At 70.0% G+C, this 14,713-nt stretch carries 11 protein-coding genes; 4 read left to right on the forward strand and 7 right to left on the reverse strand.

Annotation, left to right across the window (positions count from 1 at the left end):
* Positions 1–316: 316 nt before the first annotated feature.
* The 6 genes from ACIBJH_RS00005 to ACIBJH_RS00030 all read right to left on the reverse strand — a co-directional run bounded on the left by ACIBJH_RS00005 (position 317) and on the right by ACIBJH_RS00030 (position 5,673).
* A complete protein-coding gene (locus tag ACIBJH_RS00005) occupies positions 317–751 on the reverse strand; it encodes a hypothetical protein (protein WP_399114587.1) in 435 nt (144 codons plus the stop codon).
* Between the two features lie 696 nt (positions 752–1,447).
* Positions 1,448–2,635: a PAS domain S-box protein gene (locus tag ACIBJH_RS00010; protein WP_399114588.1), complete on the reverse strand. Its 1,188-nt coding sequence runs from the start codon at positions 2,633–2,635 to the stop codon at positions 1,448–1,450.
* 45 nt (positions 2,636–2,680) lie between these two features.
* A complete protein-coding gene (locus ACIBJH_RS00015) occupies positions 2,681–3,688 on the reverse strand; it encodes a SpoIIE family protein phosphatase (protein WP_399114589.1) in 1,008 nt (335 codons plus the stop codon).
* Between the two features lie 19 nt (positions 3,689–3,707).
* Positions 3,708–4,136, reverse strand: coding sequence for an ATP-binding protein (locus ACIBJH_RS00020; RefSeq protein ID WP_399114590.1), 429 nt, complete (start codon positions 4,134–4,136; stop codon positions 3,708–3,710).
* Positions 4,133–4,519: an STAS domain-containing protein gene (locus ACIBJH_RS00025; RefSeq protein WP_399114591.1), complete on the reverse strand. Its 387-nt coding sequence runs from the start codon at positions 4,517–4,519 to the stop codon at positions 4,133–4,135. The genes ACIBJH_RS00020 and ACIBJH_RS00025 overlap by 4 nt, the downstream gene beginning before the upstream one ends.
* On the reverse strand, positions 4,516–5,673 hold the full coding sequence (locus tag ACIBJH_RS00030; protein ID WP_399114592.1) for a PAS domain S-box protein: 1,158 nt from the start codon (positions 5,671–5,673) through the stop codon (positions 4,516–4,518). The genes ACIBJH_RS00025 and ACIBJH_RS00030 overlap by 4 nt, the downstream gene beginning before the upstream one ends.
* 855 nt (positions 5,674–6,528) lie before the next feature.
* Here ACIBJH_RS00030 and adhE point away from each other — a divergent pair.
* The 4 genes from adhE (at position 6,529) to ACIBJH_RS00050 (ending at position 13,839) form a co-directional block, all read left to right on the forward strand.
* The gene (gene adhE / locus ACIBJH_RS00035; RefSeq protein WP_399114593.1) at positions 6,529–9,213 is read left to right on the forward strand and encodes a bifunctional acetaldehyde-CoA/alcohol dehydrogenase; all 2,685 of its coding nucleotides are present in this window, start codon (positions 6,529–6,531) and stop codon (positions 9,211–9,213) included.
* 354 nt (positions 9,214–9,567) lie between these two features.
* Positions 9,568–11,877 carry an MMPL family transporter gene (locus ACIBJH_RS00040; protein WP_399114594.1) on the forward strand — a complete coding sequence of 770 codons (2,310 nt, stop codon included), beginning with the start codon at positions 9,568–9,570 and terminating at the stop codon, positions 11,875–11,877.
* A gap of 442 nt (positions 11,878–12,319) precedes the next feature.
* Positions 12,320–13,174, forward strand: a complete 855-nt coding sequence (locus ACIBJH_RS00045; protein ID WP_399114595.1) for a slipin family protein — start codon at positions 12,320–12,322, stop codon at positions 13,172–13,174.
* Positions 13,175–13,458: 284 nt separating this feature from the next.
* Entirely contained in the window at positions 13,459–13,839 is a 381-nt protein-coding gene (locus ACIBJH_RS00050) for an STAS domain-containing protein (protein ID WP_399114596.1), read from the forward strand.
* 32 nt (positions 13,840–13,871) lie between these two features.
* Here the strand turns inward: ACIBJH_RS00050 and ACIBJH_RS00055 are convergent, their stop codons facing one another.
* Positions 13,872–14,072 (reverse strand): hypothetical protein, encoded by a 201-nt coding sequence (locus tag ACIBJH_RS00055; RefSeq protein ID WP_399114597.1) that lies wholly within the window; start codon positions 14,070–14,072, stop codon positions 13,872–13,874.
* Positions 14,073–14,713: the final 641 nt, after the last annotated feature.

The raw sequence follows: 14,713 nt of genomic DNA on the forward strand, positions 1-14,713 counted from the left end.
CGGAAACAGAACGTCGAGACCATCCCTCAATCCGACCGAAACCATGCCTGACCAGCAGGAACTCAAAGCTCATACCCGGTTCAACAACGGCTTCTCACTCAAGCGAGTCGTTTTCCCAACGAACCGAGTCGTTCGGGCTTTTGCCTCAGCGAACCGAGAGTCGCGCGACTGAGTGCGCTGGGTGCCTGTGCCCGCTGGGGTGGATCGCGCAGAGCCGTGTACCGAGTTGCCGCATGTGGACGCGGTACACGGACGGCGTCCACGCTGCGGGACCGTGTGCGTGGACGCCGTCGCCGCGTGTGATGGTGGGGTGGCCTCAGTGATGGGCGGGCCTGTGGTCGATGGCCTCATGGGTGCGGGCGTCGACGCCGGTTCCGGGGCCGGGCGCCGGGGTGAGCGCGTGGCGGACGGTGGAGGCGACCCAGAGCGCCATGGTGGCGGCGAAGAGCACGGCGAGCGCTGCCGCATTCGCCGCGACGAGGGCGATGATCGCCGCGCTGAGTGCCGTCACGCCGAGCAGGCTCGCGCACAAGGTGAAGATGCGCGTGGTCCGGGAGCGGCTCCCTGTGAAGAGTTCATCGATGCGGCCGAGAGAGCAGCCGCCGACCGCGCCGAGCACCAGCACCGCGGTCGCGGTACCCCGGGTGCTGGAGACCAGCCACGCGCCGGTGTCCCGCAGGTAGGCGACGTAGATCACGACAATGGCCGCCATGAAGAGGGACGTGACTGCGTCACGCCAGGTGAGCCTCATGATACGTCCCCCTGTCCAGGGTAGTTCGGGTTCTTGAGGCCATCGTCCGACCCCCGCTGACCGGCAGCCAGGGACCGATCGGCCTGCGGCGCCTTTCCGGGCAGGGCCCTTCGGCCCAGTCCTGCGCTACCGGCCCGGTGAGCCACTCCCCGGAACTGACCGGAATCAACTGAGATCTGCAGTCTGTCTCGGCGAACCCGGGTCCACGCGTCGCGTCCAATCCGGTCCACGCAGGTCAGCGACACGCGGACGACTGACTTCGTTGAGACAGGACATCGTGCGCCCGCCGGGCGTTTCCACCTCGTGGTCTACGAGCCCTTCGGCCCTGGAGCGGGGCTGTTCGGCCCTGTCGGCCGACTTCCGCCGGTGATGGAATGCAAGTGAAGCCAGGGACTGGCAACAGAAGACGCGGAGAAGCGGTCTCGTACCGCGCACCGCGCAATCGAGGTCCGCGAGAAGCGGGCGCCGGTCCCTGGCTTCAAGCACGAGCGGCAGCCACCACGCACCCCGTCCGAGTGGCTCTCTGCCCCGGCAGACCACTCGGCCGGGCTCCGCACTCCCGGCGCGCCTGGCGGATTCTTGCGCCCGTCCGGCGTCACAGCTCTCGACCACTCGGCAGCTCAATGTGCCTGTGGAACACGCACGGCTCTTCCTGCCGCACCACGCGCTGTCGCTCGACGCCGACGACGGTGTCCGTCAGAAGGAGGAGTCCTGGGCGGTGGTGAGGGGGATGCGCCATCGCAGGCGGGTGCCGCCTTCGGCGCGGCCTGCCACCTCGAAGGTGCCGCCGAGTTTCTCCGCGCGGCGGCGCAGGTTGGTCAGGCCGCTGCTGCGGGTGACCGCCGGGTCGATGCCGCGGCCGTTGTCGGTGACTTCCAGGAGTAGTTCGTCTCCGGCCCGGACGGTGACCCGGACTGCGGTGGCGTGGGCGTGGCGGGCGACGTTGGACAGCGCCTCGCGCAGCGCGGCCAGCAGATGGGCGGCGGTCGTGTCGGGCAGCGCGGCGTCGACGGGGCCGTCGAACTCGACCGCGGGGGCGAAGCCGAGCCGGTCCTGTGCGGTGGCGGTCTCGTCGAGAACCTGGGCGCGGAGACTGGCGGCCTTCTGGGCGGGCTGGCCCAGTTCGAAGATGGTGCCGCGCAACTCCCGGATGGTGGCGTCGAGTTCGTCGATCACCTTGTGGATACGGGAAGAGGTGTCGGGGTGGGTGATGCGTGCGGTGATGCTCTGCAGTGCGAGGCCGGCGCCGAAGACCCGCTGGATGACCATGTCGTGCAGGTCGCGGGCGATGCGGTCGCGTTCGGCCATCACCTCGCGGTCCGCTCGTGCGGCGGCCAACTCGGCCTGGGCTGCCAGCTGGTGGGTGATGTTCCGTGCTGCCGTGGTGAAGCCGATCAGGGTGTCGTCGGTGTCACGCATCGGCGAGACGGTGACGGCCACGTCGATTTCGCTGCCGTCGGCGCACAGCCAGCGGCTCTGGTAGGAGTCCGCATGACCCTGGGCACGGATCTGCTCCACCACGGCCCGGTAGGCGGTGAAGGCCGCCCCGGGCACGATCGTGTCGATCGACTTGCCCCGAATGTGCTGCTCGGTATGGCCGAACAGCCGCTCCGCGCCCGGGTTCCAGGTCTGGACGACATGTGCGGTACTCACCGAGATCATGGCGTCGTCGGAGGCGGCCACGATGGCGGCGAGCCGGGCCTCGGCGGCCCGCGCGGCCTCCAACTCGGTGTGCAGGGCGATCAGACCGCGGTTGGTGTCGTCCAGTTCCTGGCTCAGTTCGTCCACCAGCTGTGCGCGGTGCTCCAGCACGGCCGCCCGGTCGGCCGTCTCGGCCGTGCCGTGCGCCTCACCTGTGCTGTCAGCGGTCCGGGAACTGCGCATGTCCCCCACAGTTGACCGCCCTTCGTCTGCTGACGCGAACCGCGTTCATCGTGCCACTGCCGGGATGTGGCGAACTACGAGCACAGTAGCGTCGTCGGTGGGTCGTGCATACTCTCGTTCGATTACGGCGGCCACGACCGACGGATGGTGCTCCAGCAGGCGCGGGTGGTCCTCCAGGCTCCAGGCCGAGCGGATCCCGTCGGACACCAGGATCAGGGTCGATCCGGGCTGCCACGGGGTGTGTTGAAGACGGACGGTGGGCAGCGGCAGACGGGTACCGATCGTCCCGGGATGGTCCAGCAGATGCTGGGACCGGGTGCCGTTGAAGACCCGGCCACCGATGTTGCCGACGGCCGCGTAGGCGAGTTCGCCCCGCTCGGCGTCGATCAGGCATGCGCCCAGCACGCCGCCCCGGGTCGCGAGCATCGCCTCGTGCGCCTGCCGTACGAACCGGTTGAGGTCGGTGACCGGCTCCCGGTCGAACGCGTCGACGGCGGCCCGCGAGGCGAGGGCCGCGCCCGGACCGTGCCCGAGTCCGTCGACGAGCAGCGCGGCCAGCGGCCGTCCGGGCACGACCGCCCAGGCATCCCCCGACGCGCCCTCCCCGCCCAGCGGAACGTTGACGCCGCCGAACCGCCACCCGTCGTCCGGACCGGACCGGGCGCTGCCCAGCCGGGCGTAGACGACCGTGCCGCGCCGCGTGGAGTACCAGTCGAACTCGGCCGCGTTGCGCCGTACGACGTTCAGCCCCGCGTTCAGCCCGCCCCCGCGCGCCGACGGCAGAGGCGGCGGCACCGTCGTGGCCATGCCCGTCATCCCCGGGCCCCGGTCGACGGACAGCAGCTCGATCCCGTCCCCGGCCCCACGGACCAGCACATAACCGCCGGGATGCGCGTGCCGGAGCAGGTTGGTGCCCAGCTCGGTGGCGACCAGCTCGGCCACGCCCGCGCGCATCCCCGACCGTTCGGCGACCCGGGCGACCGACCTGCGCAGGGCGCCGACGTCCTCCTCGGCGCCGACCGCGTGCCGCTGGTGCTCGCTCCGGCTCAGCACCGTCCCGCCTGAGGCACTCTCATCGCTGCCACTTCACTATCACCACGGTGGTGCCCGAAGCGGCATCGGACGTGAGGGTCATGTCGTCCACCAGCCGGCGCGCACCCGGCAGGCCCAGCCCCATGCTGCCGCGCGTGCTGAAGCCGTCGGTCAGTGCCGCGTCGATGTCCTCGATGCCCGGCCCGTCGTCGCTGAAGGTGGCCCGCACTCCCCGGCGGCCGGAGCGGTACACCTGTTCCACGCTGATCCGGCCGCGCCGCCCGGTGGCGTAGTTGAGGATGTTGCGGGCCAGCTCACTGCCCGCCGTGATCAACTTCGTGGCGTCCACCAGGTTCAGCCCCACCGCCTCGGCCTCGGCGCGCAGCGCCTTGCGCACCCGGATCAGGTCGGCCTCGTGGGCGATGGCGAAGACGTCCGGCTCCCGGTTCGTAGCGGCTTGCGTCGTCACAGCCAGCCCGCACCGGTGTCGTTGCGCCGCAGCCGCTCCAGCAGCGCCAGCCCCTGCTCGGCGTTGAGCGCGGTGTCCAAGTGCCCCATCGGCACGCCCAGTTCGACCAGGGTGATGGCCACCGCCGGCTGGATCCCCACCACGGCCGCCTGTGCTCCCAGCAGCCGGACCATCGCCACGATCCTCGCCAGCACCCGGGCGATGAACGTGTCGACCACACTCAGCCGGCTGACGTCGATGAGCATGCCCGAGGCGGCGGTGTCCGCGATCTCCCGGGTGAGCTGCTCCTCGATCGCCATCACCGTGGTGTCGTCCAGATCGCCCTGCAACGCCACGAGCAGCGTGTCACCGATCCGCATGACCGGTACGACGTCCTCGGTCATCGCGACCCTCCGGACCTCAGTGCCTGCGCGGCCGTCGCCGCGGTCCCGGCCCGCTCGGCGAGTACCGCCAGAGCCAACTGGAGTGCGTCCTGAAGGGTGTTGCGGGAGCGCAGGCGCCCCATGTCGATGCCCAGATGCACCATGGACTGGGCGGTCTCGGGCCGCACCCCGCTCATGATGCTCACCGTGCCCATGAGGGCCGCGGCCTGCACGGTCTTCAGCAGATGCTGGGCGACCTGTGTGTCGATGGTGGGCACCCCGCTGATGTCCAGGATGGCGACCTCGGCCTGGGTCCGGGCGATCTTCTCCAGCAGGCCCTCGGTCAGCCGGGTGGCCCGCAGCGTGTCCAGCGTGCCGATGATCGGCAGCGCGAGCACCTTGTCCCACACCTGGATCACCGGTGTGGACAGCTCCAGGATCTCGTCGCGCTGCCGCTGCAACCGCTGTTCGGTCTCCCGGCGCTCGGTGACATCCCGGATCGCCGCCGCCACCAACCGCCCCTCGGCCGTCTCCAGCGGACTCAGGCTGATCTCGACCGGGAACTCGGTGCCGTCCCGGCGCATCCCGTACAGCTCCAACCCCGCACCCATCGGCCGCAGCCGGGGGTCGGCGAGGAAGCCGCTGCGGTGGCCGACATGACGGTCACGGAACCGGGCCGGCACGAGCACCTCGATCTCCCGGCCGACCAACTCGTCGCGCTCGAAGCCGAACAGCGCCTCCGTGCGCCGGTTGACCAGGACGATCCGCGCGTCCTGACCCACGATCAGCATCGCGTCGGGAGCCGACTCCAGCAGACCGTGGAACAGCGACTCGGCCCGCGCGGCCTCCGTGACGTCCTTGAGCGTCTTGACGAAACCCGTCACCGCCCCGCCCTCGCCGTACACCGGTGCCAGCGTGACCTGCGCCAGGAACCGCTCGCCGCTCCTGCGCACCCGCCAGCCCTGGAAGGCACGCCGACCGTCCTCGGCCGCGTCCAGCTCCTGCCCGGCCAGCCCGGCCTCGCGGTCCTCCGGCGTGTGCAGGACCTCCACCGACCGCCCGACCATCTCCTCCTGCGTGTACCCGGTCATGGCCTGGGCGGTGCCGCTCCAGCGGACCACCTCACCGTCCGGCCCCAGCTTGATGACCGCCTGGTCGGTAATCGCATCCAGCATCACCTCAAGATCACGCAGACCCTCCTGCGGATCCTGACCGGCTCCCGATGACGTCGTCATGACCGGCCCCGCCCTTCACATCATCCATCCCCGAACCGGGCCCTCCTCTGATGGCCCCCTGGCCCCGGCGCGGCCGATGCTATCGCCCCTCCGTAGCAATTGATCAGGGCTCCGACACACCTGGCCGATCACCGCCTCAGCCGCTCGCGAGGCCGCCCGTCACCGTCCGTACCGCCCCGGACCCGGAAGCCTGATGAGCACTGAACTCGGGCTCGGCCGGAAGGGGTTGGGCCATGACCGGATGGGCCTCGGGGCGGCAGCCCACTGCGTCGGCCGGCCCCGTTGCCGGCCGACGCAGACGAGCCGGCTTGGAAGCATCACGTGATGATCGGCCGGCCGGGCCGTCGCTCTCGGGCCGACCGCCCGGCCGCACCCGAAACGACTCAGCCGACGGCTGCCCCTGCTCGACACGATCCCACCAGTCGGCGGACCGGCCGAACGTCTCCGTCACAGATCCGGCTCCTCCGTGCCCATTTCCGGCATCCATCGCGACTGGGCACGCACTTGGGGGCAGGCCGGTCTTCGCCTGGCTCCACCGATGCCTCCACCCCGGAGGGAGCCCAGGCATGTCATCCAGGAAGCGCTTCCTCGAACTCGCCCTCTGTGGCAGACAGGCCGCCCGGCCCGGCAGGTGCGGGGCCGGTCAGCCCCTCGGCGGGACCAACGGGACCTGGGGCCACGGTCGTTCGCGGGAGAGGCTGCTGGTGGAGGCGGTACCGATCCCCCGCGGTGCCGCCTCCGCCCTGCGCCGCCGGCCGCGCGGCTTCACCTCTCGACGCTGGAGGCACACCGCCCATGACCCGCCACGACGACCGCACCGCGACCGCTGTCCCCACCGAGGCGCCGTCGAGCACCGCCATCGCCGTGGACCGGCTGGTGACGAACGGGCTCAAAGCACTGGCCGACTACGAGGGCCTCGACCAGGAGCAGGTCGACCACATCGTGAAGAAGGCGTCGGTCGCCGCCCTGGACCAGCACACCGCGCTGGCCCGTCTCGCGGTCGAGGAGACCGGGCGGGGGGTGTTCGAGGACAAGGCCGCCAAGAACATGTTCGCCTGTGAGCACGTCACGTACAGCATGGGCACGATGAAGACCGTCGGTGTCATCGCCCGCGACGACATCGACGACATGATCGAGGTGGCCGAGCCGGTCGGGGTGGTGTGTGCGATCACTCCGGTCACCAATCCGACCTCCACCACGATCTTCAAGGCGCTGATGGCGCTGAAGACCCGCAACCCGGTCGTGTTCGCCTTCCACCCCTCAGCCCAGCGCTGCAGCGCCGAGGCGGCCCGTGTGGTGCGTGACGCGGCCGTCGCCGCCGGTGCGCCGGAGCACTGCGTCCAGTGGATCGAGACACCGTCCGTCGAGGCCACCGGCACGCTCATGCGCCACCCCGGCGTCTCCCTGATCCTCGCGACCGGCGGAAACGCCATGGTCAAGGCCGCCTACTCGGCCGGAAAACCCGCACTCGGCGTGGGTGCGGGCAATGTCCCCGCCTACGTCCACAAGAGCGCCAAGCTGCGCCGGGCCGTCAACGACCTGGTGCTCTCCAAGTCGTTCGACAACGGCATGATCTGCGCCTCCGAACAGGCCGTCATCCTGGACGACGAGATCTACGACGCCGCTCTTGCCGAGTTCCGCACGCTGCACGCCCATCTGGCGAGCGCCGAGGAGAAGACCAAGCTGGAGAGGTTCCTCTTCCCCGCGGACAACGCGGCTCACGGGGCGGGGGCCGGATGCGAACCGAAGGTCAACGCGGCGGCCGTCGGGCAGAGCCCGGCGTGGATCGCCGAACAGGCCGGCTTCACCGTGCCGGCCGAGACCTCGCTCATCCTGGTCGAGGCAGGCCGGGTCGGCCCGGACGAACCGCTGACCCGCGAGAAGCTCTGCCCCGTCCTCGCCGTGCTGCGCGCCGGCTCCGAGCGGCAGGGCTTCGACCTGGCCGCCGACATGGTCGCCTTCCACGGTCAGGGCCACAGCTCCGTCATCCACACCGAGGACACCGCCCTGGCGGAGGAGTACGGCAAGCGCATGAAGACGGTACGCGTCATCGTCAACGCCCCGTCCTCGCAGGGCGCCATCGGCGGCATCTACAACAGCCTGCTGCCGTCGCTCACCCTGGGCTGCGGCTCCTGGGGCAGCACCTCGGTGTCCAACAACGTCTCCGCCGCCCAGCTGCTCAACGTCAAGCGCGTCTCGACGCGCCGCAACAACCTGCAGTGGTTCAAGGTCCCGCCGAAGATCTACTTCGAGCCGCAGTCCATCCGCTACCTCGCCTCGATGCCGGACATCCACCGCGTCACCGTCGTCACCGACGCGACCATGACCCGCCTCGGCTTCGTCGACCGGGTCGAGCGCGTGCTGCGGCGCCGCCGGGAGCCGGTCACCATCCAGGTCATCGACAACGTCGAGCCCGAGCCGAGCATCGACTCCGTCCGGCGCGGGGCCCGCCTCATGGGCGACTTCCGGCCCGACACCATCATCGCCCTGGGCGGCGGCTCCCCCATGGACGCGGCCAAGGTGATGTGGCTGCTGTACGAGCAGCAGGCCGAGGGCAGGGACGTCGACTTCGCCGACATGCGGCACAAGTTCTCCGACATCCGCAAGCGCGCCTTCCGCTTCCCGGTCCTCGGCAAGCTCGCCCGGCTGGTGTGCGTGCCCACCACGTCGGGGACCGGCGCCGAGGTCACCCCCTTCGCGGTGATCTCCGACCCGGCGACCGGCAAGAAGTACCCGCTGGCCGACTACGCGCTCACCCCCAGCGTCGCCATCATCGACCCCCTCCTGACCACCGAACTGCCCCCGGCACTGGCCGCCGACAGCGGCTTCGACGCCCTCACCCACGCCATCGAGGCGTACGTGTCCGTCTACGCCAACGACTTCACCGACGGCCTCGCCCTGCACGCGATCCGGCTGATCTTCGAGAACATCGAGGCCGCGGTCAACGACCGCGCCGGGCGGCCGGACGCGCAGGAGAAGATGCACAACGCCGGCACGATCGCGGGCATGGCCTTCGGCAACGCCTTCCTCGGCATCGTCCACGCCATGTCCCACACCCTGGGCGCCACCTTCCACCTCGCACACGGCCGCACCAACGCGGTCCTGCTGCCCCACGTCATCCGCTACAACGGCACCGTCCCCACGAAGCTGACCGGCTGGCCCAAGTACGAGAACTACCGGGCCCCGCAACGCTTCCAGGACATCGCCCGCACCCTCGCACTGCCCGCCGCCACCCCCGCCGAGGGCGTCGAGTCGCTCGCCGGCGCGGTGGAACGCCTCCGCGCCGCGGTCGGCATCGAACCGACCTTCCAGGCCCTCGACGTCGACGAGCGCGCCTTCCTGGACGCGCTGCCCCAGCAGGCACTGAACGCCTACGAGGACCAGTGCGCACCCGCCAACCCCAGGATGCCCATGCTCGACGACATGCAGCACCTCATGCGCACGGCCTACTACGGCGACGACGACCACTCGGACCACTGACTTCGCACTTTCATGGGAGTGCTCGTCCACATCTTCACCAAATAGGCAGAAAGTGCCCCTGGCCTTCAACGGCGGGACTTGACCAGGGTCCTGCTGGCTGCGCGGAAAGAAGCACTCTCCAGGCGAGCAGGCGTATCGGGTTGTACCCGCGTGTCCGCGTCGAGGGCAGTGGCAGCGGGGCGATTCGGGCTGCGCGCGGGACGACCCCTCACCGCCGGTCGGCCCGCCGCCGCAGGACCTTCGGCCCATGGCACATGCGCGTCGGCCACCGAAGGGTGAGAGCAAGGATGGCGCGTTGCGCGCACAAGGCCCCGGGGGGGCGCTGCGTGGTGGAAATCTCACAGGGGGACCTCGATGACAGGCAGGGAGAATCTCGCCGCACGGCTGGGTGGCTGGAGCGCCCGGCACCGCGCCATCGCCATCGTGGGCTGGCTGGTCGTAGTGGCGGCGGCGATGCTGATCGGCAGCGCCGTGGGGCAACAGCACATGACTGATCAGGAGTACGCGGCGGGCGAGTCCGCCCGGGCGTGGCAGGTCCTGGAACAGAAGGGGCTCATTCCTCCCGCGGACGAGATGGTGCTGGTGCACAGCGACACCGACATCGCCGGCGCAGCGGAGTTCCGGGCGACCGTGCGGGACCTCGTGTCCGGAGTTCGGTCCACCGGAGGGGTGACCGATCTGCGCGACCCGTACACGACGGCGGGCCTCGTCTCCCGTGACAGGCACAGCGCCTTGGTGCAGTTCTCCATGACCGGCAAGGCGAACACCGCGTACAAGCGGGTACAGCCGGTGCTGGACGCGGTGGACAAGGTACGGGCCGCCCACCCGGGCATGCGCGTGGAACAGTTCGGCGAGGCGAGCGCCGGCAAGTGGTTCAACGACACCATCCTCAAGGACTTCCACCGGGCCGAGTTGACAGCCGTTCCGCTGGCGCTGGGCATCCTGCTCGCGGCCTTCGGCGCGCTGCTCGCCGCGGTGCTGCCGGTCGGGCTGGCGATCACCGCCTTCCTCGCCGCCAACGGTCTGCTGGCGCTGATCAGCCACAGCATGCACGTCGACAGCTCGGCCAGCTCGGTGGTGCTGCTGCTGGGCCTGGCCGTCGGCGTCGACTACTGCCTGTTCTATCTGCGCAGGGAGCGCGAAGAGCGAGGGAAGGGGCGCGACCCGCAGGCGTCCCTGCGCATCGCGGCGGCGACCTCCGGACGCTCGGTACTGGTGTCCGGCCTGACCGTCGTGGTGGCCATGTCCGGCATGTTCCTGTCCGGGATGCAGCTCTTCGACGGGTTCGCGGTGGGCACCATCCTGGTGGTCCTCATCGCCATGCTGGGCTCGGTGACGGTGCTGCCCGCACTGCTGTCGCTGCTCGGGGACCGGGTGGAATGGGGCCGCGTGCCGGGTCTGGGGCGGCTACGCCGTCCTGGGAACGGCAGCCGGGTCTGGGGCGCGATCCTGCGCCCGGTGCTGGCCCACCCGGGCATCTCCGCCGCGGCCTCCGGGGGCGTCCTGCTGCTGCTCGCCGTCCCGGTGCTCGGCATCCACACCGAAAAGCTGAGCCTGGACAAGCAGTTGCCGTCGAACACGGCCCTCATACAGACGTACCGCCACATCAGCGCGGCGTTCCCCGGCGGTGCCAGCCCCGCCAACGTCGTGGTCAAGGCCGATGACGTCCAGGCGCCGCAGGTGCGCCGGGCGCTGACCGCCTTCACCGCCGCCGCACTGGACACCAAGCTGGTCAACCAGCCCGTCCAGGTCACCACACACCCGAAGCAGAACGTCGTCGAGATCAGCGTGCCACTGGCGGGCAACGGGTCGGACAGCACCTCGCGCCGCGCGGTACAGGTGCTGCGCGACGACGTGGTACCGCAGACCCTGGGAAAGGTGTCCGGGGTGCGGGCGTACGTCACCGGAGACACCGCGTTCTCCATGGACTTCAACGCCCAGTTGCGCCGCAGCATCGTGCCGGTGTTCGTGTTCGTGATGGCCGTCGCCTTCCTGGTGATGCTGCTGTCGTTCCGGTCGCTGACCATCGCCGCCGTCTCGATCCTGCTGAACCTGCTGTCGGTCGCCGCCGCCTTCGGCGTCATGGTCGCGGTCTTCCAGCACGGCTGGGGCGCCACCCTGGTCGGCACCCACGCCGTCGGCGCCATCGAGTCGTGGCTGCCGCTGTTCTCGTTCGTCATCCTCTTCGGACTGTCGATGGACTACCACGTGTTCGTGGTGTCCCGCATCCGCGAGGCGCACGACGCCGGTGCGCCCACCCAGGAAGCCGTGGCACGCGGGATCCGCAGCACGGCGGGCGTGGTGACCAGCGCGGCGATCATCATGGTCGCCGTCTTCGGAGTGCTCGCCACCCTGTCGATGCAGGACTTCAAGCAGATGGGCGTCGGGCTCGGCGTGGCCATCCTGCTCGACGCGACCATCGTGCGAGGCGTGCTGCTGCCGTCCGTACTGTCACTGCTCGGCGAGCGCACCTGGTACCTGCCCCGCCGGCTGTCCCTTCCTTCCTGGCACGCCGAACCGGCACCCACTGACACCCCACCGCCGGCCGGGCCGGGGAGCCCACAACCGGACGAAGCCCAAGAGCCGGCACACCCCGAAGCCGGTACGGAATCCGGCCCCGGCGCTGCGACCGGCCGGCGCCGGGAACGAGATCACCGCCGATGACCAGAACCCGTGAACGTGCCCTTGGGGACGCTCGTCGGAGCGACGGCGAAGTCGAGCCGAAGCGGGGCAGCGGACCGGGCAACCTCCACGCCCCTGCCACGGAACTGGGCGGCATCCTCACTGTCGCTTCCCGCCGTCCCGCCGACAGCACTCTGGAGTGGACCGTCCTCCTCCCTGCCAACAACGGCTGAATCTCCCCGGCCAAACTCCGGCGCTCCGGGGACCGTTCGGCCCAAGCGGCAGACGCACGCGACAGGGATGCTGGATACATGGCGGGCCCGCGGTCCGCACCGCGCTCCGGTCAGGTGACAGCACGGCTCTCCACGACGGAGCCGGCACTCCGACAACGTGCCGGTGCCCCCGTGGCTCACGCGCCGCCGCCCCACCCCCGTCCCGGGACCTCGCACGGCAACGACGTGGTCCTCATTCCGAGGAGCAGCACATGGGAGTCCTGGTCTTCCTTCTGGTCGTCGTCGCGGTTCTTGTCGTCCTGGCACTCGCGATGGCCGTGAAAATCGTCAAGCAGTACGAGAACGGTGTGCTGTTCCGCTTCGGCCGCCTGGTGGGAACCCGCGATCCGGGCCTGCGGATCATCATCCCGTTCGTCGACGTCCTGCACCGGGTGTCCCTGCGGATCGTCACCATGCCGATCCAGTCCCAGGGCATCATCACCCGGGACAACGTGAGCGTCGACGTGTCCGCGGTCGCCTACTTCCGGGTGGTCGACGCGGTGAAGTCGGTCATCGCCGTGGAGAACGTCCACGCGGCGATCAACCAGATCGCCCAGACCACCCTGCGTAAAGTCGTCGGACAGCACACGCTCGACGAGACCCTCTCCGAGACCGACCGCATCAACCTCGACATCCGCCAGATCCTCGACGTCACCACCGCGGACTGGGGTGTTCAGGTCACCCTTGTCGAACTCAAGGACATCCAGCTCCCCGACACCATGAAACGCGCCATGGCCCGCCAGGCCGAGGCCGAGCGGGAGAAGCGCGCGAAGATCATCAACGCGGAGGGCGAGTCCCTGGCCGCCGCAGCACTCGGCGACGCCTCCGACACGATGATGGCCCACCCCCTCGCCCTCCAACTCCGCAACCTCCAGAGCCTGGTGGAGATCGGCGTCGACAAGAACACCACCGTCGTCTTCCCCGCCCCCCTCATGAGCACCATCGGCGAACTCGGCTCCTTCCTCGCCCGGGAAACGGCAGCCGCCGCCTCCCCCGCGCCGCCCGCCGAACCCCTCGCCAAGACGATCCCCGGCCCCACGTCGAACGGCGTGCCCGAGACCGTGTGACCGTCGTACTCGCGGAGGTGCCCTGGCCACGCGCGTTGCCAGGCGGCACCTCCGCGGCCAACGCCCCCTTCACGCACGCATACGTGGAGCGATCGACACGCATGTCAAGCAGATACGGCAAAAATCACCCCACCGAGTGAACTCCACCGGCAGGGAATCGTTTTGTCACACAAGGGGCTCCCATGGGACATACGCTGGACTTCTGTTTGCCGCCCCAGCCCCTGGTGGCGAAAGAGCGCCCCGGCCCCGGATACCGGGCAGCCGGGCTCACCGGGGGAAACGCCGTGCAACAAGGCAACAGCGCATGGCCCATTGGGTACATCCACACCCAACAGGTCAGCGGAGCCACAGTCATCGAGTTCCACGGCGAGATCGACATCGCCGCCGCCCAACAGATCCTGCCCGATCTGGACGCCGCGACAGCCGCTCCCGGGCAAACCGTGGTGATCGATCTGACTCCGGCCGAGTTCTTCGACGCCTATGGACTGCGACTGCTGTGCCACGCCGAGCGGCGCGTCAGGGAGCGGGGCGGATGGCTGCTGCTCGTGTGCCCCCATCCGATGACCCTGAGGATCCTGCACGCGGGACGTCTCATCGGCCGATTCACTCCCCTCACCACCCTTGAAGAGGCCCTTGTAGTCGCCGACACGGAGGCCGCCGGCTGATCCGTGCGGCGGGCGGAACGCGCGGGAGTCGGTCAGTCCGGTGCGTCCAGGCACTGCACGGCCAGGTCCCTGACACGGGCATCTTTGGCATCGAGCTGCCGTCCCTCGGCGTGCCAGCGGTGCCGGGCCTGGGACCGCCAGCGGGGCGGCTCACGCCGCCGCCAGTCCTCGCGGGAGAGCGCGGTACAAGCGTCCTCGACCACCAGCATCATCACGTTCGGCAACCAGAGCACGGCCCCGACGCCTACGGTCCGTTGTGCGCACGGCAGGGTGACAGCGGTCGTGGAGCGTCGGCGCGACCGACGCCACGGAACTGTGCTCACGGCGACCACCTCCAGGTATCCGCATCGCGCCCCATCCTGTGGCCGTACTCCCACGTAACCCGGGGCAGGCGTCATCGTGCGCGCTCAGCGAGCGCGACGACAGAGGCCGACCGGTCCCCTTCATGGCCATGAGGCCCTTGTCCGCCACGGTGGAACAGTTGCCCATCGGCCCGATACCGGAGACGAGCCCGGTCACCAGACTGGACCGGACCACCAGCCGAGTACGGCGCGCGCACCGACCGGTGTCACACCAGACGCGGTCACCACTCGGCGACGGCGCGGAGCTATGAAGCCCCGGAGCCGGCCCGGCTCGCGAATCGTGCGAACCGTGAACCGACAGCAGGGAAGGGCCGTTTGGCACCGCAGCGGCAGCAGCTCCCCAAGCTGCGACCGTCGCGCAGGACGCCCCGTCGGGGAAGCCTCGACGGGGTCGGTGCCGCTGAGACTGCAGCAGCCCGGGGGCGGGAGACCGTCGACTGTGCGCCCGTACGGCCGACCGCGGGCACTTCCCTGCCGGACTGGTGGCCGCCACCCGTTCCACCGGTGCTGGT

Origin of the sequence: Streptomyces sp. NPDC050548, assembly GCF_044457385.1 — a bacterium.
Classification (GTDB): domain Bacteria; phylum Actinomycetota; class Actinomycetes; order Streptomycetales; family Streptomycetaceae; genus Streptomyces.

Excerpts from the sequence above, each read along its gene's own strand:
- ACIBJH_RS00045 (WP_399114595.1), top strand. The coding sequence starts at position 12,320 with ATGGGAGTCCTGGTCTTCCTTCTGGTCGTCGTCGCGGTTCTTGTCGTC.
- ACIBJH_RS00040 (WP_399114594.1), top strand. The coding sequence starts at position 9,568 with ATGACAGGCAGGGAGAATCTCGCCGCACGGCTGGGTGGCTGGAGCGCC.
- adhE (WP_399114593.1), top strand. The coding sequence starts at position 6,529 with ATGACCCGCCACGACGACCGCACCGCGACCGCTGTCCCCACCGAGGCG.
- ACIBJH_RS00005 (WP_399114587.1), bottom strand. The coding sequence starts at position 751 with ATGAGGCTCACCTGGCGTGACGCAGTCACGTCCCTCTTCATGGCGGCC.
- ACIBJH_RS00010 (WP_399114588.1), bottom strand. The coding sequence starts at position 2,635 with ATGCGCAGTTCCCGGACCGCTGACAGCACAGGTGAGGCGCACGGCACG.
- ACIBJH_RS00025 (WP_399114591.1), bottom strand. The coding sequence starts at position 4,519 with ATGACCGAGGACGTCGTACCGGTCATGCGGATCGGTGACACGCTGCTC.
- ACIBJH_RS00030 (WP_399114592.1), bottom strand. The coding sequence starts at position 5,673 with ATGCTGGATGCGATTACCGACCAGGCGGTCATCAAGCTGGGGCCGGAC.